18 protein-coding genes are annotated in these 20,240 nt (G+C 68.4%); 15 read left to right on the top strand and 3 right to left on the bottom strand.

The features are described 5' to 3' along the window. Positions 1 to 84: 84 nt before the first annotated feature. Positions 85 to 1,263 (bottom strand): thiolase family protein, encoded by a 1,179-nt coding sequence (locus ACFPFQ_RS12560; protein WP_379618102.1) that lies wholly within the window; start codon positions 1,261 to 1,263, stop codon positions 85 to 87. 111 nt (positions 1,264 to 1,374) lie between these two features. Between ACFPFQ_RS12560 and ACFPFQ_RS12555 the strand changes: the two genes are divergently transcribed. Further along, entirely contained in the window at positions 1,375 to 2,349 is a 975-nt protein-coding gene (locus tag ACFPFQ_RS12555; protein ID WP_379618100.1) for an NAD(P)H-dependent flavin oxidoreductase, read from the top strand. 51 nt (positions 2,350 to 2,400) lie between these two features. Here the strand turns inward: ACFPFQ_RS12555 and ACFPFQ_RS12550 are convergent, their stop codons facing one another. After that, complete coding sequence (locus ACFPFQ_RS12550) at positions 2,401 to 3,240, bottom strand: TIGR03619 family F420-dependent LLM class oxidoreductase (RefSeq protein ID WP_379618098.1); 840 nt, start codon at positions 3,238 to 3,240, stop codon at positions 2,401 to 2,403. 133 nt (positions 3,241 to 3,373) lie between these two features. Here ACFPFQ_RS12550 and ACFPFQ_RS12545 point away from each other — a divergent pair, with 133 nt between their 5' ends. Beyond that, positions 3,374 to 3,745, top strand: coding sequence for a RidA family protein (locus ACFPFQ_RS12545; RefSeq protein WP_379618096.1), 372 nt, complete (start codon positions 3,374 to 3,376; stop codon positions 3,743 to 3,745). A gap of 10 nt (positions 3,746 to 3,755) precedes the next feature. Here ACFPFQ_RS12545 and ACFPFQ_RS12540 read toward each other — a convergent pair whose 3' ends face one another. Next, the gene (locus ACFPFQ_RS12540; RefSeq protein WP_379618094.1) at positions 3,756 to 4,235 is read right to left on the bottom strand and encodes an acyl-CoA thioesterase; all 480 of its coding nucleotides are present in this window, start codon (positions 4,233 to 4,235) and stop codon (positions 3,756 to 3,758) included. Positions 4,236 to 4,341: 106 nt separating this feature from the next. On the opposite strand from ACFPFQ_RS12540, the gene ACFPFQ_RS12535 reads away from it, so the two are divergent. The 13 genes from ACFPFQ_RS12535 (at position 4,342) to ACFPFQ_RS12475 (ending at position 20,188) form a co-directional block, all read left to right on the top strand. Further along, positions 4,342 to 5,496: an acyl-CoA dehydrogenase family protein gene (locus ACFPFQ_RS12535; RefSeq protein ID WP_379618092.1), complete on the top strand. Its 1,155-nt coding sequence runs from the start codon at positions 4,342 to 4,344 to the stop codon at positions 5,494 to 5,496. Positions 5,497 to 5,547: 51 nt separating this feature from the next. Next, positions 5,548 to 6,177: an isochorismatase family cysteine hydrolase gene (locus tag ACFPFQ_RS12530; protein WP_379618090.1), complete on the top strand. Its 630-nt coding sequence runs from the start codon at positions 5,548 to 5,550 to the stop codon at positions 6,175 to 6,177. Positions 6,178 to 6,179: 2 nt separating this feature from the next. After that, the gene (locus ACFPFQ_RS12525; RefSeq protein WP_379618088.1) at positions 6,180 to 6,959 is read left to right on the top strand and encodes an SDR family oxidoreductase; all 780 of its coding nucleotides are present in this window, start codon (positions 6,180 to 6,182) and stop codon (positions 6,957 to 6,959) included. Further along, entirely contained in the window at positions 6,956 to 7,714 is a 759-nt protein-coding gene (locus tag ACFPFQ_RS12520) for a FadR/GntR family transcriptional regulator (protein WP_379618086.1), read from the top strand. Before ACFPFQ_RS12525 ends, ACFPFQ_RS12520 begins: the two co-directional genes overlap by 4 nt. Positions 7,715 to 7,934: 220 nt before the next feature. Further along, complete coding sequence (locus tag ACFPFQ_RS12515) at positions 7,935 to 9,176, top strand: cytochrome P450 (RefSeq protein ID WP_379618084.1); 1,242 nt, start codon at positions 7,935 to 7,937, stop codon at positions 9,174 to 9,176. 12 nt (positions 9,177 to 9,188) lie between these two features. Beyond that, complete coding sequence (locus ACFPFQ_RS12510) at positions 9,189 to 10,832, top strand: amidohydrolase (RefSeq protein WP_379618082.1); 1,644 nt, start codon at positions 9,189 to 9,191, stop codon at positions 10,830 to 10,832. A 58-nt stretch (positions 10,833 to 10,890) separates the two neighbouring features. Next, positions 10,891 to 12,153: an ABC transporter substrate-binding protein gene (locus ACFPFQ_RS12505; protein WP_379618081.1), complete on the top strand. Its 1,263-nt coding sequence runs from the start codon at positions 10,891 to 10,893 to the stop codon at positions 12,151 to 12,153. 91 nt (positions 12,154 to 12,244) lie between these two features. Beyond that, complete coding sequence (locus ACFPFQ_RS12500) at positions 12,245 to 14,221, top strand: ABC transporter permease (RefSeq protein ID WP_379618079.1); 1,977 nt, start codon at positions 12,245 to 12,247, stop codon at positions 14,219 to 14,221. After that, on the top strand, positions 14,218 to 15,069 hold the full coding sequence (locus ACFPFQ_RS12495) for an ABC transporter ATP-binding protein (protein WP_379618077.1): 852 nt from the start codon (positions 14,218 to 14,220) through the stop codon (positions 15,067 to 15,069). Before ACFPFQ_RS12500 ends, ACFPFQ_RS12495 begins: the two co-directional genes overlap by 4 nt. Continuing rightward, a complete protein-coding gene (locus ACFPFQ_RS12490) occupies positions 15,066 to 15,833 on the top strand; it encodes an ABC transporter ATP-binding protein (RefSeq protein ID WP_379618075.1) in 768 nt (255 codons plus the stop codon). Before ACFPFQ_RS12495 ends, ACFPFQ_RS12490 begins: the two co-directional genes overlap by 4 nt. An 80-nt stretch (positions 15,834 to 15,913) precedes the next feature. After that, the gene (locus tag ACFPFQ_RS12485) at positions 15,914 to 16,408 is read left to right on the top strand and encodes a hypothetical protein (RefSeq protein WP_379618073.1); all 495 of its coding nucleotides are present in this window, start codon (positions 15,914 to 15,916) and stop codon (positions 16,406 to 16,408) included. Positions 16,409 to 16,460: 52 nt separating this feature from the next. Beyond that, positions 16,461 to 18,392: a flavin-containing monooxygenase gene (locus ACFPFQ_RS12480; RefSeq protein WP_379618071.1), complete on the top strand. Its 1,932-nt coding sequence runs from the start codon at positions 16,461 to 16,463 to the stop codon at positions 18,390 to 18,392. Between the two features lie 188 nt (positions 18,393 to 18,580). Beyond that, positions 18,581 to 20,188: an ABC transporter substrate-binding protein gene (locus ACFPFQ_RS12475; protein ID WP_379618069.1), complete on the top strand. Its 1,608-nt coding sequence runs from the start codon at positions 18,581 to 18,583 to the stop codon at positions 20,186 to 20,188. Positions 20,189 to 20,240 lie beyond the last annotated feature (52 nt).

The raw sequence follows: 20,240 nt of genomic DNA, 5'->3' as shown, positions 1-20,240 counted from the left end.
CACGCCGAAGAGGCTGCACAGTAGGAGTGGAGTGATGTGTTCGGGCCTGGGGCCCGACCGGGTCGACCGTGGGTCAGCCGCGGGTCAGCCGCGGGTCAGCAGCAGCGCACCCGCATAGATGCCTCCGCCGGCCCCCACCACGGCGACCTCGGGGCCGCCCTGTACCTGCCGCTCGCCGCCGGATCCCCACAGCTGCACGCACGCCTCCGGCACGTAACCCCAGCCGTGCATCCGGCCGGCCGATAGCTGTCCCCCGTTGGTGTTCAGTGGCAGCTCGCCGTCGAGGGAGATACGGCTACCGCCCTCGACGAAGGGGCCGCCCTCGCCCTTGCCGCAGAATCCCAGCGCCTCCAACCACGCCAGCGCGATGAAGCTGAACCCGTCATACAGCTCGGCGATGTCGACATCGGACGGACGCAGGTCCGTGCGCTCCCACAACGCGGTCGCTGCGTCGCGCAGCATCATCGTGGTGAGGTCGTCGAACTGGGTCCAGGACGAGCGGGCCCGCACGGCCGTGCCCGCCGCGGTGACCGCGATCGGCGGGTGGGTCAGCCCGGACAGGCTGTCAGAGCGAGACACCACCACGGCTGAGCAGAAGTCCACCGGCACATCGCAGTCGTACAGGCAGAACGGCTCGGTGATCATCCGGGCGCCGAGGTAGTCCGCCAGCGACAGCGGGTCGCGGTAGACGGCCTGCGGGTTGAGCGTGGCGTTGGCGCGCTGCACCAGCGGGATCTGGGCCAGCTGCTCACGGGTGGTTCCGTACTCGTGGAAGTGCCGCTGCGCGTACATCGCGATGAGATTGCCGGCGGAGGGTGCACCGTAGGGCAGCCAGTCCTCCCTCATCCCGGTGGCGCGCGACGGCATCGCCTCGGCGGAGCCGGGGATGGCGCCGCCGCGGCCGAGTCGTTTGCGCGCGGTGCCCTCGCAGGAGGCGTGGAACACCACCGCATGCCGCACGATTCCGGTCTGCACCGCCATGATCGCGTTGAACAGTGCCAGGAGCTGAGAGGGGCCGATCAGGCTGGTGTCGAACCACTCCAGGTCGATCGCGAGTGCCTCCTGTACCTCCACGGCCCCCACGCTGCCAGCGCCCGACGAGAACGCCGCAATCCCGTCGATGTCCTCGCGGGTCAGGCCGGCGTCGGCGATGGCAGCGAGGCAGCCGTCGGTTGCCAGGTCGAGCGGATCGCGGAACAGCGCGCGACCGATCTCGGAGTGACCGACGCCAGTGATGTACGCGTCGTAACGCTGCTTCTCCACGGAACCTCCCGTTGCAGGGTAACGCTAAATAGGTTAGATGTTAAGAACCTTCCTGGGACGTGCGGCCGGCCGGGCCGTCCCTGTCCCAGCCACTGTCGTAGAGGAGACGCTGTGCTGACGACCCGCTTCACGGAGACCTTCGGGGTCGAGCATCCGATCGTCCAAGGGGGCATGCAGTGGGTCGGTCGGGCGGAGCTGGTGTCGGCTGTGGCCGAGGCCGGCGCACTGGGCTTTCTCGCGGCCCTCACGCAGCCCACGCCCGAGGACCTGGTCAAGGAGATCGCCCGTACCCGGGAGCTGACCGACCGGCCGTTCGGGGTCAACCTCACGATCCTGCCGACGATCGACGAGCCACCGTATGACGAGTACCGCTCCGCGATCATCGATTCCGGAATCACGATCGTCGAGACGGCGGGCTCGAATCCGGCCGTGCACACCGAGCACCTGCACGCAGCGGGGATCAAGGTGATCCACAAATGCACCAGCGTGCGGCACGCCGTCAAGGCGCAGCTCCTCGGGGTGGACGCGGTGAGCATCGACGGGTTCGAGTGCGCAGGCCATCCCGGCGAGGACGACGTGCCAGGGCTGGTCCTGCTGCCGGCGGCGGCGGAGCGGCTGACGATCCCGATCCTCGCCTCCGGCGGATTCGCCGACGCCCGCGGGCTGGTGGCTGCGCTGGCCCTCGGAGCCGAGGGGATCAACATGGGAACCCGGTTCCTGTGCACCGCCGAGGCACCGATCCACCAGCGGGTCAAGGAGCGGATCGTCGAGGGCGGCGAACTCGACACTGACCTGATCTTCCGCTCTCTGCGCAACACGGCACGCGTGGCGCGCAACACGGTGAGCACTGACGTGGTGCGGATACTGGCTGCCGGCGGCGCGTTCGCCGATGTCAGCGATCTGGTGGCCGGCAAGCGCGGACGGTCGGTGTTCGAGACCGGCGACACCGAAGCCGGGATCTGGAGCTCCGGGATGGTGCAGGGCATCATCCACGACATCCCCACTGTCGCGGAGCTCGTCCATCGGATCGTCGCCGATGCAGAGCAGATCATCGGCTCGCGGTTGGCCGGGCTCGTCGGGTCCTGATCGGTCGGTGGAGCCCGGCACCGCCGGGCTCCACCGACCGATCGAGCGGTCTCAGGTTCCGGCGAGCGCGGACAGCGACCCGGCCAGCCGTTGGGCCGCATCCCGGAACTCGCCCGCGTCGGGGGTCGAGATGTCCACCGCCACCTCGACGCAACCCACACCGGCGAAGGCGACGAGCTGGTCCTGCAGCTCCGCGGACCCGATCGAGGCCGGGACGAGGATCCGCGTGGTGCGGGTGATCTCCCGGCCGGCGATCGCGTCGAGCCGGTCGCCTGCCGCGGCCAACTCGAGGGGCTGCAAGCCCATCGGGTGCCAGGTGGCCGCGAAGCGGGCGGCCCGGCGCAGGGCGGGCCCGCTGTGCCCGCCGACCCACAGGGGCGGACCGGCGGGTTGTGCAGGCGCCGGCGAGAAGTCGATCTCGCGAAAGGCGTTCCACGTGCCCTGGTAGCCGAGCGTGCCGCCGGCCCAGCATCGCTGCATGACGTCGAGCGACTCGTCGGTGTAGGCCCCGCGCACGTCGAAGAGATCACCGACGCCGAGGGCCTTGTACTCCGACCGCGACCACCCGACACCAACGCCTACATCGAGCCGGCCGCCGCTGAGGAGATCGATCGTGGCCAGCACCTTCGCGGCGTACACGGGGTTGCGGTAGGGCACCACCATGACCCCGACGCCCACGCGGATCGTCGACGTCCGGGCCGCCGCGAAGGACAGCGACGTCAACGACTCGGCCCAGGTCGTGCTGAACCGCGGTGCGTAGCTCGTGAGGCCGATGACGTGGTCGGTGAACCACAGCGAGTGGAAGCCGAGCCGCTCGGCTTCTGCGGGCCAGGTCTGCACGTTGTCGATCGCGTGAGATCCGTGGTTGTCGACCACCAGGCCGATCTTCATCGTTGTCCTCCGGGTCGCGGGCTCGACAAGCGGCTCGTCATCAGATTAATAATATAGCTATGTTGAGGGACTGGCAATGCATGGACAGCGTCTCGCGGCGAGGGGGACAGCGATGACGACTCCTCGTCTGAACGTGAGCTCCTCGTCCCCGTTCGAGGACCTCATCGGCTTCAGTCGAGCGGTCCGGGTGGGCGCGCACGTGTTCGTCGCGGGAACTGCGCCGGTGTGGCCGGACGGGTCGTGTCCCGACGATGTCGTGCTCCAGGCGCGGCGCTGCTGGGAGGTCGCGGAGGCGGCGCTGCATGAGGCGGGGGCGAGCCTGTCGGACGTGGTGCGCACCCGGATGTTCGTGATGTCCGTCGACGACCTGCCGGCGGTCCGCGACGTCCATCGTGAGGTCTTCGGGCGGATTCGGCCGGTGGCGACGATGATCGCCGTCGCGGGCATGCTCGACCCCCGGTGGAAGGTCGAGATCGAGGCGGAGGCCGTGGTGGCCAGCGGGTGAGCAGGCGTGCTCAGTCCCGGAGTCGGGCGCCGAGGCCGGCCAGCGCCCGGCGGACGGGTTCCGGGATCGGCACGGGTCTCCGCGTGGCGGCGTCGACGAAGACCTGGACGAAGCGGCCGCGTGCTCGGAGGGACGGCGCGGCCCCGGCCGGCTCGTCGCGGAAGAGTCCCAGCGCGTAGGTCACGCTCGTGCGGCCTACGCGCTCGGCTCCGATGCCGACGGTGACGTCGTCGGGGAAGGACAGGTCGCGAAGGAAGCGGCAGGAGGTCTCGGCGAGCACGGGGACCGCCGGCAGCGTGCGGATGTCGACTCCGCTCGACTCCATCAGCCAGCCGGTGACCGCCGAGTCGAACAGTGCGTAGAACACGACGTTGTTGAGGTGGCCGTTCGCGTCGTTGTCGCTCCATCGGGTCGTCAGCCGCCGATGGACCGGGAAGGCGGCGAGCTCTGCCAACGTTTCGGCGGGTTCGTTCTTGGCCAACTCCCTCATCCCCTTCTGATGGGTTGACATCGGGCAGCGCCCGCGCCATCGTCTGTAACATCTAGTTAAGTCAATCATATAACTAGATCGAGGCTCGGGTGAATCAGGAGTGATGATGGGGCGCACGTTGTACACGCCGGAGCACGACGCGTTCCGGCGGTTGACCCGATCCTTCTTCGACAAGGAGTGCGCGCCGCACGCGGCGGAGTGGGAGGCCCGGGGACTGGTCGACCGCGAGGTGTGGCTCAAGGCCGGCGAGATCGGCCTGCTGGGCTGGGAAGCACCCGTGGAGCACGGCGGCACCGGCATCCGCGACTACCGGTTCAACGCGATCATGACTGAAGAGTTCATCGCCTCGGGATCAGCGGGGTTCGGCTTCGCGCTGCACAACGACGTCCTGCCCTCGTATCTCATCGACCTGACCGATGCGGAGCAGCAGGCCCGCTGGTTGCCGCGCTGGGTGACGGGCGAGACCATCGGCGCGCTGGCGATGACCGAGCCCGGTGCGGGCTCGGACCTCAAGTCGATGCGGACATCCGCGGTCTCCGACGGCGACGACTACATCGTCAACGGCGCCAAGACCTACATCACGAACGGGATACTGGCCGACATCGTGGTCGTCGCGGTCAAGACCGATCCGGAGGCCGGGCGGCGCGGGATCAGCCTGCTGGTCATCGAGCGCGGGATGGCAGGGTTCGAGCGTGGCCGCAAGCTCGACAAGATCGGCAAGCGGGGCCAGGACACCGGGGAGCTGTTCTTCGACAACGTGCGCGTGCCGAAGGCGAACCGGCTCGGCGAGGAGAACGAGGGCTTCTCCTACCTGATGCGCGGGCTCGCCAGGGAACGGGTGGCGTGCGCGGTCACCGCGACCGCGCTGCTCGATCGCGCCATCGTGCTGACCACCGACTTCGTCCGTGGCCGTGAGGTCTTCGGCGAGCCGTTGGGTGCCAAGCAGAACACCCGGTTCCGGCTCGCGGACGTCGCGGCCATCGCCTTCGCCTGCCGGGTGCTGACCGACCGCGCCGTGGGCCAGCTGGTCGACGGCACGCTGACGTCCGAGGACGCCGCACTGACCAAGCTGTTCGTCAGCGAGCGCCAGTGGGAGGCGATGGACACCTGCCTGCAGCTCTTCGGTGGTGCGGGCTACATGAACGAGTACGAGATCGCCCGGCTCTGGCGCGACAGCCGCGTCGGCCGGATCCTCGGCGGCTCCAGCGAGATCATGCGCCACATCATCTCCGGCTCGATGGATCTGGCCGGGCCGTCCTGATCGGTCCCCGTTGTTCTGCGCCCGGGCTGCCTGTACCGACAAAGGAGTTCCATGCCACTCGACCTGAGCACGGTGATCGCGCCTGAACGGACGGCGCTGGTGTTGATGGACCTCCAGACGGTCCTGCTGGGGGACCAGGAGCGCGCGCTGTACGGCAGCGCGAGTGTCGACCGGTTGCTCGCGACGACCGTCCGGCTCGCCGGTGCCGCCCGTGACGCGGGTGTTCCCGTGGTGCACTGCCCGAAGGTCGAGCGGCCCGACGGGCGCGGCGCCGCGGTCAACGCCCCCATGTGGTGGAGGTCGGCACGAACGGGCGAGTACCGCACCCCCGCGGGCTCCCCGGATGCGGACATCATTGCCGCGCTCGGGCCGGAGCCTGCGGACCTGGTGGTACCGCGCTCCCGTGGGGCCAGCATCTTCACGGGTACGGAGCTGGACTTCGTGCTGCGCGGACTGGGAGTGACGGCGCTGGTGGTGGCCGGGATCTCGCTCAATGTCGGGATCGTCGGCGCGTGCATCGAGGCGATCAGCCGCAACTATTCGGTGGTCGTCGCGTCGGATGCCGTCGCGGCCATCCCGGATTCGTACACCGATGTGATGCTCACGGGCAGCATCCGGCCCACCGCAGTGGTGGGCACCAGCGACGACGTGATCGCCTGCTGGCTCATGCACAAGGAGTAGTCGTGGATCTGGGACTGCAGGGCCGACGGGCACTGGTGATGGGCTCGAGCAGAGGCCTCGGGTACTCGGTGGCCGCGGCACTGGCCGCCGAGGGCACCGGGGTCTTCCTCAACGCCCGTGGCAGCGAGGAGCTGGAGAAGCGGGCGGCACATCTCGGCGCCGCCGGCTTCCACGCGGCCAGCGTCGAGGACCCCGATGCGGGCGAGCAGACCGTCGCCGCCGCCGTCGCGGCGCTGGGTGGCCTCGACATCCTCGTCACCAACACCGGCGCCCCTACGCACGGCGGGTTTGCCGACGTCGACCAGGATGCCTGGGAACACGCCAGCCATCTCACTCTGATGAGCGTCGTCCGGCTGGTCCGGGCCGCGCTACCGCACCTGCGCGCGTCCGACCAGGCGCGCATCATCATGATCACCTCCGTCGGGGTACGGGAGCCGATCCCCGATGAGGTACTGCACAACGCCTTCCAGGCGGCGGTCACCGCGACGGCTAAGGCCCTCGTCCGCGAGGTCGCCGGTGACGGCATCACGGTGAACACCGTCCAGTCGGGTTACATCAGGACGGAGCGCAACGAGGCGATCCACCGCGCCGAGGCGCAGCGCAGCGGCCGCAGCTTCGATGACGTCACGGCGTCCGCTGCGGCGTTCCTGCCCATGAAGCGCCTGGGGAACGCGCTCGGCGAGTTCGGCCCGCTGTGCACGTTCCTGTGTTCGCGACAGGCGGGCTACGTCACCGGACAGAGCATCGCCATCGATGGCGGCCTGCTGCACTCCCTGCTGTGAGCGAGTCCTTCGATCCGTTGCGGATACCCAAGGCGGCCGTACTGGCGGCCGAGAGCATCCGGCGGCGCATCGTGCGCGGCGAGCTCCGGACAGACGAGCTCCTGCCGCCCGAGTCCGAGCTGTTGCGGCAGTTCGGGATCTCGCGGCCGACGCTGCGGGAGGCGATGCGGATCCTCGAGTCCGAGGGGCTCATCTCGGTGAAGCGCGGGATGCACGGCGGAGCGCGGGTGCGGGCCCCCGATGCGGACAGCGCGGCGCATTACGTGGCGGTGCTGCTGGAGTTCAACGACACGCGGCTCGTCGACGTGCACGAGACCCAGGCCGTGCTGGAGATCGGTGCCGTGCGCGTGCTCGCCGAGCGGGCCGGGGCCGAGTCCGTCGAGGTGTTGCGCAAGCTCCTCGACACCGAGGAGGACACCCTCGGGGACGCGGCCCGGTTCAACGTCGCCTCGGCGAACTTCCACGCCGAGCTCGTCGAGCAGTCCGGGCTCCAGACGATGGCGCTGATGGCACGGATGCTCTCGAGCATCGTGCGCCGGCACGGGGTCGCCGTCGCCGCGGCGCAGCAACCGACGGGGTCGAGGCCGCCGCGGTGGCAGGTCACCTCGCACGACGTGCACCGATCGGTGCTGGATCTCATCCTCGTTCGGGACGGTCGGCGGGCGAGCGAGCTCTGGCTCGCCCACGCGCGGGCGAACCACCGTGCCACGTTGGCGGCGCTACCGAAGAACACCGTTCTCGATCTCTTCGCCTGAGCGGTCCGCAACCGACTCGGCGCGAGCAGCCTCCGCATGCCTGCAATATATCGTTAGATAAATAAGAGAATACAGATAAGATTGACAGGTGCGCGAATGCTCCCTAGGCTCTGCCGCCACCGCGGTCCGCACAACGGGAATGCCGGGCACCCATGACGCGTCGCCGAGGGTTTCGAGCACACCGGGCGGCTGATGATCCGCGCTAATGAGGAGGAGCAGGATGTCTGGTGACGACGTCGCGACGGTCACAGGTCGGGAAGGCTGCCCCGCCCATGTCCCGCCGTCCTCGGTCCACGTGTTCGACTACCAGGCCGATCCTCGCGCGACGCCCACGCCGTTCGACGCCTACATGGCGCTGCGCGATCACTCCAACTTCTGGTCACCGGTGTCCGGAGGCTTCTTCGTCCTGACCGACGCCGCCTCGATCCGCGACGCCTACCAGGACGGGGTCGTGTTCTCCAGCCGAACGACGGGGCTGAACTACACCACGTTCGCCGCGAAGATGATCCCGCTGCAGCTCGATCCGCCCGTCCACGCGCTGTACCGGCGGCTGCTCGCCTCGGCGTTCTCCCCAGCCGCGGCGAACCGGCTCGTGCCCGCCATCCACCAGATCTGCGCCGACCTGCTGCCGAGGTTCGCGTCGCGGGGCAGCGCGGACGTCATCGCCGAGTTCGCCGGCCCGTTGCCGCGCATCATCTTCCTCCAGCACCTGCTGAAGCTGCCGCTGGAGGAGATGGGCACCTTCCTCGCCTGGGCGGACGGGATGCTGCGGCAGGAGGATCCCGCGCTGACGAAACGATCCGGCGACGCGCTCTGGGCCTACCTGCGCGAGCTGATTCCGGCGCGACGGCGGAACCCGGTCGAGGGCGACGTCCTGTCCGAGATCATCGCGGGGACGGTCGACGGCCGTGCGGTGACGACGGACGAGGCGATCAACATCGCTTCCCTGCTGTTCATCGCCGGCCTGGACACGGTGACGACCGCGCTGGCCTTCTCGCTGCACTTCCTCGCCGGGCACCCCCAGCACCGCCGGCAGCTGGTCGAGAACCCGCTTCTGGTGGAATCGGCCGTCGAGGAGCTGCTGCGCGTGCACGCGTTCGTGAATCCCGTCCGGACCTGCACCAAGGACATGGAGTTCCACGGACTCACGTTGCGGGCGGGGGACCGGGTGCTGCTTCCAGCAGCGCTGGCCGGTCGCGACGATCGGGAGTTCGCGGACGCCGCGGAGGTCCGGTTCGACCGCGCGTCGAACCGACACCTCGCGTTCGGTGCGGGCCCGCACCGCTGCCTGGGATCGCATCTCGCCCGCAAGCAGCTCCAGATCGCCCTCACCGCGTTCCATGAGGTCCTGCCGGAGTACGAGCTCGACGAGAGTCTGCCGATCACCTTTCACGCCGGTGGCGTGATGGGGATGGACCGGGTGCCGCTGCGGTGGACGGCTCCAGCGCCGGCATCGGCCTGAGCGGGGTGTGGCATGCGCGTCGACGTGATCTACACCGGTGCGGCCTTCCGGCCCGGTGACGGGAGCGGCATCGCGAACCGCCTCGCGGTGCTCGGGTCCAGGATCGTCGCGGTCGGTGCCGACTGCGATGGCCTGAGTGCCGCGCGCACGGTCGACCTGGGTGGGAACTGGGTGGTCCCGGGTTTCCACGATGCCCACAACCACATGGCCTGGTTCGGACTTGCTCTGCGCGATCTGGACCTGGGCGCGCCGTCGATCCGCTCGGTCGACGACGTCTACGCGGCGGTCGCCGCCGTTGCCGCCGAGCGGCCGCCCGGATCGTGGATCCGCGGGACCGGCTACGACGACAACAGTCTGGTGGGCGGGCACCCGCAGCGTGCGGCGCTGGACCGGGTGGCAGGCGATCACCCCGTGTGGCTGCAGCACCGCTCCGGCCACATGGCGGTCGTCAACTCCGTCGTACTCAACCGGATCGACCTCCGCACCGTTCCGCCCGGCGGAGACGTCGTCCGCGATGCGGAGGGACGGCCGACCGGGTTGATCCGGGAGCAGGCTCAGCTGTTGCTGCGGCCGTTGATGTACCCGACCCCGACGGCCGATCTGGTCGAGGCCATCGACCGGGCGAGCCGGGCGTTGCTCGCCGAGGGCGTCACCAGCGTCCAGGAAGCGGGAGTCGGCGGCGGTCTCCTCGGTCGCACGCCGGTGGAGGTCGGCGCCTATCAGTCGGCGCTAGCATCGGGGGCGCTCGGTGTCCGGGCGACGCTGATGGTCGTGCTGGAGGAGCTGCACGACATCGTGGGAGCAGTGGGCGCCGAGGCGTTCGGCCTCGATCTCGGCCTGCGCAGCGGGTTCGGCGACGACCGGCTGCGGATCGGACCGGTCAAGCTCTGGGCCGACGGGTCGCTGATCGGCCGGACGGCAGCCCTCTCGGAGCCCTACTCGGACCAGAACGACGGCGATCGCGGATACTTCCAGATCGAGGAGCACCTGCTCCGTGAGTCGATCATCAAGGTCCACGAGGCCGGCTGGCAGATCGCCGCGCACGCGATCGGGGACCGGGCCGTCGGTGCGGTACTGGACGCCTATGCCGAGGCACTGCGCCGGTTCCCGCGGGCCGATCACCGCCACCGCATCGAGCACTGCGGGCTGATCACCGCGCCCGACGTCGCGCGCCTCGCCGACCTGGGGGTCATACCGGTGCCCCAGGCGCGCTTTCTCCACGAGATCGGCGACGGCATGCTCGCCGCGCTGGGGGAGAAGCGGATGGACGGGTGCTACCGGCAGCAGAGCTTCCTCGACGCCGGTGTCGTGCTGCCGGCGAGCTCAGACCGGCCGGTGGTGAAGGGCGCGCCGTTGCTCGGCATGGCCGACGCAGTCCAGCGGCGGACCGCGAAGGGTGTGGTGCTCACCCCGCAGGAGCGCATCCAGCCAGCGGATGCGCTCCGCGCCTACACCTGGGGATCGGCCTACGCGGCGTTCCGTGAACACGAGCTGGGCCTGCTGCGTGCGGGCTACCTCGCGGACTTCGCGGTGCTGTCGGCGGATCCGCTCGTTGAGTTGGCGCGCGACGAGCCCGCGATCGACGTCGTGGCGACCGCGATCGACGGGGTCCTCGTCCATGATCCACACGGCCTGTCCGCTCCGGCGGACCGCTGATACGTCCGTCTCCCCGAATCCACCGAGCCCTACGGCACTCAGACGAATGAGGTGAGCGATGAAGAAGCGAGCCCTGATAATCGCCGTGACCAGTTGCGTCGTGTTGGGACTGGCCGCGTGCGGCGACGGTGCCGGAAACGGCGCTGCCGCCAGTGGTGCCACCGCCTCGACGACACCATTGAAGGTCGGCTTCCTGGCCGATCTCACAGGGGCGGCAGCGTCGTCCTTCGACGGTGGGCTGGAGGCGGCGAAAGCCCGCATCGAGCAGGCGAACGCCTCAGGTGGAGTCAATGGACGGAAGATCGAGCTGGTGTCCGCCGACACCGCTTCCTCCCCGGCTCAGGCCCTCGTCGCGGCACAGCACCTGGTGGAGAACGAGAAGGTCTTCGGGATCATCACCGAATCCGCATTCGTGTTCGGTGCGTCGAAGTACCTGCAGCGCCAGAACGTTCCGGTGACCGGATGGGGCATTGATGGTCCGGAATGGATCCAGCAACCCAACACGAACATGTTCAGCGCCTACGAGCCGGTGCTCGGTCAGCTGGACGGCAAGAACTACCGCGCCACCTACGACGGCGTGATGCTCAAGCAGCAGGGCGTCACCAAGCTCGCCACACTCGCCTTCGAAGGCTCGCCCTCGTCCGTCGCCCAGGTGGCCGGCACCCTCGCCGGTGCCGAGCAGGAAGGCATCACGAGCTGCTACCAGAACTACGCGGTGCCGGTCGGCGGGAGCGACTTCACCGCGATCGCGCTGCAGATCAAGCAGGCCGGCTGCGATGGGCTGCGGACCTCCTTCGTCGAGTCCTCCGACCTCGCGCTCATCCAGACCCTGCATGACGCCGGTGTCTCGCTCAAGGTGGCGCTCGTCGGCATCTACGGGCAGGCGATCCTCGACCCCGGTGCCGCCAACCAGAGCGCACAGGGCGCGTTCGCCGACAACCAGGTCAACTTCACCCAGCCCGGCGTCGGGACCCTGGCGATGATCGACACCCTGGCGAAGTACGACCCGACCTTCAAGAAGGGCTCCGTCCCGAGCTACGGGCACTGGACCGGCTGGGTCGGCGCCGACCTCATGATCACCGGCCTGCAGAAGGCCGGACCTGATCCGACGGCCGCGAGCTTCATCGAGAACATGCGCAAGGTGAGCGGATACGACGCCGGGGGCATGCTCGCCACGGCGGTCGGGTTCGGGGACTTCGGCACGGCGAAGATGCTTCCCCCCACCCCGTGCCAGTACTACTTCCAGGTTCAGGGCGCGCAGTTCAAGGCGCTGAACAACGGTCAGAAGATCTGCGGAAAATACATTCCGGTTGGCAGCTGACCCGTCTGTCCGTGCGCCCTGAACTTGCCGGAACCGGGGTGCCGAGCTCCGGGTCCGGTAGGACTCGGCCGGCTGGAATGAGGACATAGAGATGATCCAGTACGTCATCGCCGGCCTCGTACTCGGCGGGATCTACGCGATATCGTCGGCGGCCCTGGTCGTGACCTACCGTGCGTCCGGAGTGCTGAACTTCAGTTCGGGCGCGATTGCCTACTTCGTCGTGCGCTTCTACTACTTCCTCAACACTCAACACGGCTGGGACATCGTGGGGTCGGCGGCGCTCTCGTTGCTGGTGGTCGGGCCGGGATTGGGGCTGCTGCTGTACGCGGGCCTGTTCCGCCACCTCCGCAGCGCCACCACCGTGATCAAGATTGTCGCCACGATCGGGCTGGCGGTGTGCCTGCCGCCGCTCGCGACGCTGCTGTTCGGCGACGTGACGATCCTGCGCTCGCCGGGGCTCGCACCGGTTCCCGTGGCCGTGTACGACGTCCTCGACACTCCGGTGACGCTCGATCAGCTCATCGTCTACATCGTGGTCGTGGTCATCGTGGTGACCGGCGCGGTGCTCCTGCGTCTCACCGACGTCGGGTTGCGGGTGCGGGCGCTGGTGGACTCGCCCGCGATGACCTCGCTGTCGGGCACCGACCCGCGGACGATGTCGGCGGCCGTCTGGGTCGTGAGCGTGTTCCTCGCCGGCGTCGCGGGCGTGCTGTCCGCGCCCATAGTCGGGCTCGGGGCCGACAGCTACACGCTGATCATGGTGGCCTCGTTCGCCTGCGTCATCGCCGCGCGCCTGCGCAGCCTGCCGGTCACGGTGACCGTGGCGTTCGCGATGGGGATCCTGACCTCGCTGGTCCCGTACTGGCTGCCGGCATCGAGCACGCTGGCCCGTAACATCGTCCCCAGCATCCCGTTCGTCGTGATCGCGGTCTTCATCGTCTACAGCATGGTCCGCCGGGGTGGCGCGAACGAGTCGTCGGGCCGAGGCGGGGCCCTGGACCTGGCGATCGCCGCGCATGCCGGTGACCGGTTCGCCGAGCGCGAAGCCGAGCGGGGGAAGAAGGACCTGGGCGTGATCCAGTGGGGTCCGCTCGGCACCGTCGTGATCATCGCGGTGCTGCCGCTGCTCCTGTCCAACCTCTGGGTCGGCATGCTCGGCCAAGGCGTCGCCTTCGGCATCGTCTTCCTGTCGATGACACTGGTCACCGGCCAGGGCGGCATGATCTGGCTGTGCCAGGCGGCCTTCGCCGGGATCGGGGGAATCTGCGCGGCGCAGCTGGCCACCGAGCTCGGCTGGCCACCGCTGCTCGCGATCGCTGTCGGTGGGCTGATGGCGGCGCCCTTCGGCGTCGTGATCGGACTGTTGACGACCCGCATGGGCAACCTCTACATCGCGCTCGTGACGCTGAGCTTCGGCCTGCTGGCCGACAACCTGCTCTTCTCCCTGGACCGGTTCGTCAACCTCGGCATCGGCGTGGACCTGCCCCGGCCTGCCTTCGCGGGCGGCGACCGCGGCTTCGTCTGGCTCGCGCTCACGGTATTCGGGGCCCTGTCGATCGTCATCATCAACGTGCGGCGCTCGACCACGGGACTGGCCCTGAGCGCAGCCCGATCCAGCGAGGCGGCGAGCCGGACGATCGGTCTGGGCGTCGTCCAGACGAAGGTCATCGTCGCCGGCCTGGCCGCCTTCATGGCCGGGATCGGGGGCGCGATGCTCGCCGCGTTCGCCGAGACGGCCGTGCCGTCGGCCTACGCCACCCTGATCGGCATGGTGTGGCTCGCGGTGCTCATCGCGACCGGCACTCAGTCGAACATCGCCGCGCTCGTCGCCGGCGTCACTCTGACCGTCACACCGGCGCTCGTTCTGGTGTATCTCCCGCAGTCGTGGGCCCAGATCCCGACGATCACGTTCGGCGTCGGCGCGGCGATCATCGCTTCGAACCCGGAGGGCTATCTCGCGCAGAACAAGCGGTACCTGCGCCAGGGGTGGCAAGGGCTGTCCGCCCGATGGCGTCGCTTCCGCGCGATCCCGCAATCTCCTGCGAACCAATCCGAGGTGACACGGTGACGACCCAGCACGCGCGCGGCGGGGCCCGCTCCGCGTCGGTGACGGCAGCCTCGGTGCTGACGGTCGTCGACGTCTCGGTGTGGTTCGGCGGCGTCAAGGCGCTCGACGGGGTGAGCCTGCAGGTGCGCCCGAAGGCGATCACCGGCCTGGTCGGCCCCAATGGCGCCGGCAAGTCGACGCTGTTCGGTGTGGTTTCGGGACTGCGCAGGCCCCAGGCCGGACGGGTCGCTCTGCTGGGGGCGGACGTCACTGGTGCCTCCGCACAGCAGCGGGCTCGGCTCGGGTTGGGCCGAACCTTCCAGCAGCCCGAGCTGTTCATGGGGCTCTCGATCCGAGAGCACCTGGTTCTGGCCTACCGCCTGCGCCACCACCGCGCGCGCGTGTGGCGCGACATGCTCACCGGTGCGGGACTACGCCGATCGCCCGCCGCGGAGAACGAACGCGTCGACGCGTTGCTCGAGCTGCTCGGCCTCACCGCGGTCGCCGAACGGCGCGCGGCCTCGCTCCCACTGGGCACCTGTCGTCTGGTGGAAGTCGGCCGGGCACTGGCAGGCGATCCTTCCGTGCTGTTGCTGGATGAGCCGCTGGCCGGGCTCGACCCGCGGGAGGCCGATCGGCTCGCCGCCGCCCTCCGGCTGACGGTCGATACCGAAGGCACCGCGATGCTGCTCGTCGAGCACGACGTCGACATGGTGATGAGCCTGTCGGCGCACGTCGTCGTCCTCGACTTCGGGGTCGTGCTCGCCGCCGGACGCCCGGCCGAGGTGCGTGCGGACCCCCAGGTGCGCGCCGCCTACCTGGGAGACGACGCCGTTGCTGTGCCGACGGGAACGCAGGTGCGCACATGAGCGGGAGTTCCCCAGACGAGGTGGGGCAGGGGGATGCGGGGCAGGGTGCTGCGGGTGCGGCCCTCGAGGTCAAGGATCTCCATGTCAGCTACGGCTCGGCCAAAGCACTGTTCGGGCTGGATCTCTCGGTACGGGCAGGTTCGGTGCTGGCGGTGCTCGGCCCCAACGGTGCGGGGAAGAGCACCTTCGGTCGTGCGGTTGCCGGGCTGATCCCGGCGCAGGAGGGGGTCGTCGAGCTCGACGGCCGCTCGTTGCGCGGGGTGGCGCCCCATGCGGTCCGGCGCGCCGGTCTCGCCTACATTCCTGAGGGGCGGGGCATCTTTCCCGGCCTCTCGGTGATCGACAACCTGCGGATGGCGGCCCGCGTTGTCGGGGACCGGTCGGAGCGGCGGGCGGCGATCGACCGCGCCGTCGCGCTGTTCCCGATCCTCGGCAGCCGGCAGAAGCAGCTGGCCAGCAGCCTCTCCGGTGGCGAGCAGCAGATGCTGGCGCTGGGTCGGGCACTGTCGACGCGCCCACGGCTCGTGGTCGCCGACGAGATGTCGCTCGGTCTGGCACCGCTGCTGGTCAACGACGTGTTCGCGGGATTGGCGGCGGCCCGCTCCATGGGGATCACGATCGTCCTGATCGAGCAGTTCGTCCACCGGGCCCTCACTTTCGCCGATGACTGCACGATCCTGTCGCGCGGCCGCGTGGGCTGGGCCGGCCCGGCAGGCGAGGCCGGGCCCGAGGTGATCGAGCACTACCTCGGTGGATCTGAATAAAACAGATAGATAATTCATACTAGCTCTACTATTATTCTCATGAGGCTCCCGCCTCGTCCGGTGGCACGACGGTCGAAGGGATGGACATGGCCCACAACCCGGCTCCCGCTGCCGAACTCCTCCAGCGTCTGAAGAATGCTTACGACGGCGAGGTCATCGGGGCGGTGATGTTCGCCGAGCTCGGCGAGGGACTCCAGGATCCCTACGAGCGCGAGGTGTACTTCGTCCACCAGCAGGTGGAGCAGGCCACCCGGGACATCATGAAACCGGTGATGATCGAGTACGGCGTCGTGATGGCGGCCGAGCCCGACCACCGCTACCCGATGTTCAAGCAGTTCTTCCTGGATCGGGACTGGGATCAGCAGTGGAAGGACCTCGAGCCGCAGCTCGCGGTGGCCGTCGAGAGGTTCGCGGCCATTCGCGACCAGCTCGACCCCGAGGCTCCGGGACTGATCGCCCTCGTGGAGCACGAGGAGGCGCTGCTCGACTTCAGTCGCGAGCAGAACAAGGGCAACACCACGACCGCGCTCGACGCGATGCACCGGTACCTGGCGAAATACGGCGCGTCCGGCTGACCGCGTTGGAATTTGCGCTGAGGAGACCGAGCAGGGTGAGGAGATCAAGCAGTTGGAGGACGTCATTCCCATCGCCGACACCGAGCCAGCGGCGTCCGAGCAGGCACTGATCGGGGCCGCGCTCGAGACAGCGGACATCAACGCCCTGCGCGTCGCCCTCTACCAGGTCACCGGCAACGAGGAGCTGGCAGCGATGCGGCTGCAGCGCCGCGAGGTGCGCGACGGTGCAGCATTCGTAGAGGTGGTCGCCCCCGCAGATGTGCCGAGAGTGAAGGCGCTCGCCACCGAGTACCTCCTGCGCCGCCGGGAGAGCCCGGTGCCCCCGCCGCCCGACCGTACCGAACAACGACGGCTGGTGGAGCTGTTGGTCGGCGGTCCGATGCTCGACGCTGAGTTCGCGATGGCCGTGGAGGAGCTGGCCATGGCGACCCATCCCCACGATGCGGAATGGACCACTGGACGTCCTTCGGGAAAGGTCGACGAGTTCCACGTCGTGGTCGTCGGCGGCGGGATCTCGGGTATCGCCGCAGCGGTGCAGCTCAAGCGGTTGGGCGTTTCCTTCACGGTGGTCGAACGGGAACCGACGGTCGGCGGGGTATGGCGGCGCAATACCTACCCAGACGCGCGGGTCGACTCGCCCTCGGTCGGCTACCAGTTCAAGTTCATGCAGGATTTCCGGTGGAGCGAGCCCTACCCCTCGCAGGGGGAGATCCTGAAGTACCTGGATACCGTCGTCGAACGATATGATCTTGCACCACACTTCCGATTCGGGCTCGAGGTGACGGCCGCGCGCTGGGATGAGGAATGCAACACCTGGGAGGTCTCCCTCGCGGATCGCGAGGGTGAACAGGGCTCCCTCGTCGCCAATGTGGTCATCACGGCGTGCGGGCTGTTCAACATGCCCAAGCTTCCGGACGTGCCAGGGATGGACACCTTTCGTGGGACTATCCTGCATTCCTCAGCGTGGCCGGACTCGACAGTTCTACAGGGAAAGCGAGTCGCGGTCATCGGCAACGGTTCCACGGGCGTCCAGCTGATGCCGCGGGTCGGTGAGGCCGCCGAGTTCATGGCGGTCTTTCAGCGCACCCCCAGCTGGATCGTGCCCGTGGACTCCTACAAGGCGACCACGTCGCCGGCCGAGCACTGGCTCCTGGATGCCCTGCCGTACTACTGGAACTGGCACGTCTTGTCGAGTTTCATCGCCGACTCCAGGCTCTTCCTCGGGGCCCAGAAGTACGACCGGGCGTGGCAGGCCGACGGCGGGCTCATCAGCGCAGCCAACGACAAGCTGCGCCGGTATCTGACGTCCTACATCACCTCCAGGATGGCGCCGCGCCCCGAGCTCGTCGACAAGCTCGTGCCCACCTACGCCCCGCTCGGCAGGCGAGTGGTGGCGGACAACGGCTATTACTCGACCCTGTTGCGCGATAATGTCGAACTGGTCACGGAGGACATCGAGCGGTTCACTCCCGAGGGAATCGTCACGGTCGACGGGAGCGAGCGGCAGTTCGATATCGTGGTGGCGGCCACCGGCTATCACGTCATGCGCTATCTCTGGCCGGCCGATTACGTCGGCCGCGATGGTCAGACGCTGAGCGAGACATGGCGGCCGCAGGGTCCGCGCGCCTTCGTGGGGATGACCGTGCCTGGCTTCCCGAATCTCTTCATGATGGGGGGACCGAACGGTCAACCGCGGGCTGGCAACTTCCACTCCTGGGCCGAGACGTTCGCGCGCTACATCGCGAGCGCTGTCGTGCACATGATCGAAAACGATGTGCATTCGATCGAGGTGCGCAGCGATGTCTTCGATGACTACAACCGCCGGCTGGACGAGGCCTTCACCGAGATCATCTGGAGCACCGAGGCCGCCGGTGGCTACTACAAGGTCGAGAAGGGCATGGGCGCGGTCAGCATGCCCTGGGAGCATTACGAGTTCCATGATCTGGTGCGGTGCTTCGACGTCGAGGCCTTCATCCTGAAATGACGACAGCGTTCCTCGAACGCCTCGGTTAGTCGTCGGCCGACGAATTCTCCGGACAACCCTCCGGGGCGCGGTCGATCGGTGCAAGACGTCCATCGTCGGGGCTCACCCACAGCCCTCGGCATGGACGGAATGGACCCGATTCGGCCAATCGGCCGGCCCTCTGATTCGTGGCATTTTGGAGTAGCGACATGTCAGCTGTCGTGTTGGGTAGATCCCGGGGTGTGCGCCTGTGCAGCACCTTAGTGGCCGCCCTGCTCGTACTCGTTGCCTGTGCCGGCGGGCCCGGGGCCGCCGGCACAGGGAAGTCTCGCACGCTCGTGATGGCCATCGGTGCCGACCCGACCGGCTGGAGTCCGGCGGTGTCGCTCGCCAACCAGTTCAACGGGTGCATCGTCTACGAGGGGCTGGTGAGCGTCGGCGCCAAGGGCGAGCCATTGCCCGCGCTGGCCAGGTCGTGGACGGTGAGCCCCGACGGACTGACCTACACCTTCCAGCTGCAGAAGACGCAGTGGACGGATGGCAAGCCGTTCACCTCCGCGGATGTGAAGTACACGATCGAGAACGTCACTTCCAAGCTGTCGTCGTTGTTCGCGCGCGCCGCCAAGGTGATCACGTCGGTGGAGGCGCCTGCCGACGACCAAGTGGTGCTGCACCTGTCGGCCCCGTACTCCCCGATGCTGGCGAGCCTGTCGTGCGGTGTCGGCGGCGAGGTACTGCCGAAGCACCTGCTCGAGAACGCCGGTGACATCAAGCAGAACCCGATCGTCACCTCCAAGCCCGTGGGCACCGGTCCCTTCATGATGCAGAGCTACGAGCGCGGCAACCAGATCACGTTCGTCCGCAATCCGCACTACTGGGATCCGGGCAAGCCCTACATCGACACGCTGATCGCCAAGATCATCCCGGACCCGTCGACGGCCGTTGCCGCACTGCAGCGCCACGAGATCAACTACATCTTCTTCGCCTACTTCCGGTCGTCGAGCTACGCCGCCATCGAGGCCGACAAGTCGCTCAAGCTCGTCGAGTTCCGTGCGGGCGGCTCGGACGACCTGCTGATGTTCAACACCAAGCGGACGCCGTTCGAGAACGCCACCGTGCGACAGGCGCTGTTTCGGGGCATCGACCGCGACTACATCGGCAAGGCCGTGTTCCACGACCGTGGGCAGGTGGGCATCAGCTCCATCGAACCGGTGCTGGCCAACGCCTACGACCCCGCCGTCGACTACCGCACGATGTACCCGTTCGATGCGGCGAAGGCCGGGCAACTGCTCGACCAGGCCGGTTATCCGGTCAAGGACGGCAAGCGGTTCAGCGCCAAGATCCTGGTCAACGCAGCGCAGGCGGACTACGTCTCTTACGCGCAGGTCGTGGTCCAGCAGTGGAAGGCGATCGGGGTGGACGCGACCCTGTCCGTCGTTCCCGCCGCCGCCTTCCCGGGGGAAGCATTCCAGAAGCTCGATTTCGACGTGCTGGTCCAGGGCTACGGCACCTATCAGAACCCGATCCTGGGCGTGGCCCGCCAGTTCGTCAGCTCCTCCATCGGACAGTCCTTCGGGAATGCGTCGCAGTACTCGAATCCCGAGGTCGACCAGCTGTTCCAGCAGGCGCAGCAGGCCATCGATGACACGGCCGCGAGGCCGGCCTATGCCCGGATCCAGCAGATCATCGCGCGCGATCTCCCCTCGTTCCCGGTTTACCAGCCCGGCTTCTTCGATGCGGCTTCCGCATCCCTGACTGGGTTGTGGGACGGCACCTTCTTCCCGACGTGGCCGTCGGCGAAGCTCGCCGACGGCTGACGCCAGCCCGCGTCGGACAGACAGCCCGGATCACCCGTACCCGGATCGGGAG

Source organism: Pseudonocardia sp. GCM10023141, from assembly GCF_042653605.1.
This window is presented reverse-complemented; position numbering and strand designations above follow the sequence as displayed.

What these genes read in the sequence shown, in the direction of transcription:
- ACFPFQ_RS12550 (WP_379618098.1), bottom strand. Translation starts at nt 3,240, where the DNA reads ATGAAGATCGGCCTGGTGGTCGACAACCACGGATCTCACGCGATCGAC.
- ACFPFQ_RS12540 (WP_379618094.1), bottom strand. Translation starts at nt 4,235, where the DNA reads ATGAGGGAGTTGGCCAAGAACGAACCCGCCGAAACGTTGGCAGAGCTC.
- ACFPFQ_RS12535 (WP_379618092.1), top strand. Translation starts at nt 4,342, where the DNA reads ATGGGGCGCACGTTGTACACGCCGGAGCACGACGCGTTCCGGCGGTTG.
- ACFPFQ_RS12530 (WP_379618090.1), top strand. Translation starts at nt 5,548, where the DNA reads ATGCCACTCGACCTGAGCACGGTGATCGCGCCTGAACGGACGGCGCTG.
- ACFPFQ_RS12515 (WP_379618084.1), top strand. Translation starts at nt 7,935, where the DNA reads ATGTCTGGTGACGACGTCGCGACGGTCACAGGTCGGGAAGGCTGCCCC.
- ACFPFQ_RS12510 (WP_379618082.1), top strand. Translation starts at nt 9,189, where the DNA reads ATGCGCGTCGACGTGATCTACACCGGTGCGGCCTTCCGGCCCGGTGAC.
- ACFPFQ_RS12505 (WP_379618081.1), top strand. Translation starts at nt 10,891, where the DNA reads ATGAAGAAGCGAGCCCTGATAATCGCCGTGACCAGTTGCGTCGTGTTG.
- ACFPFQ_RS12500 (WP_379618079.1), top strand. Translation starts at nt 12,245, where the DNA reads ATGATCCAGTACGTCATCGCCGGCCTCGTACTCGGCGGGATCTACGCG.
- ACFPFQ_RS12490 (WP_379618075.1), top strand. Translation starts at nt 15,066, where the DNA reads ATGAGCGGGAGTTCCCCAGACGAGGTGGGGCAGGGGGATGCGGGGCAG.
- ACFPFQ_RS12485 (WP_379618073.1), top strand. Translation starts at nt 15,914, where the DNA reads ATGGACATGGCCCACAACCCGGCTCCCGCTGCCGAACTCCTCCAGCGT.
- ACFPFQ_RS12475 (WP_379618069.1), top strand. Translation starts at nt 18,581, where the DNA reads ATGTCAGCTGTCGTGTTGGGTAGATCCCGGGGTGTGCGCCTGTGCAGC.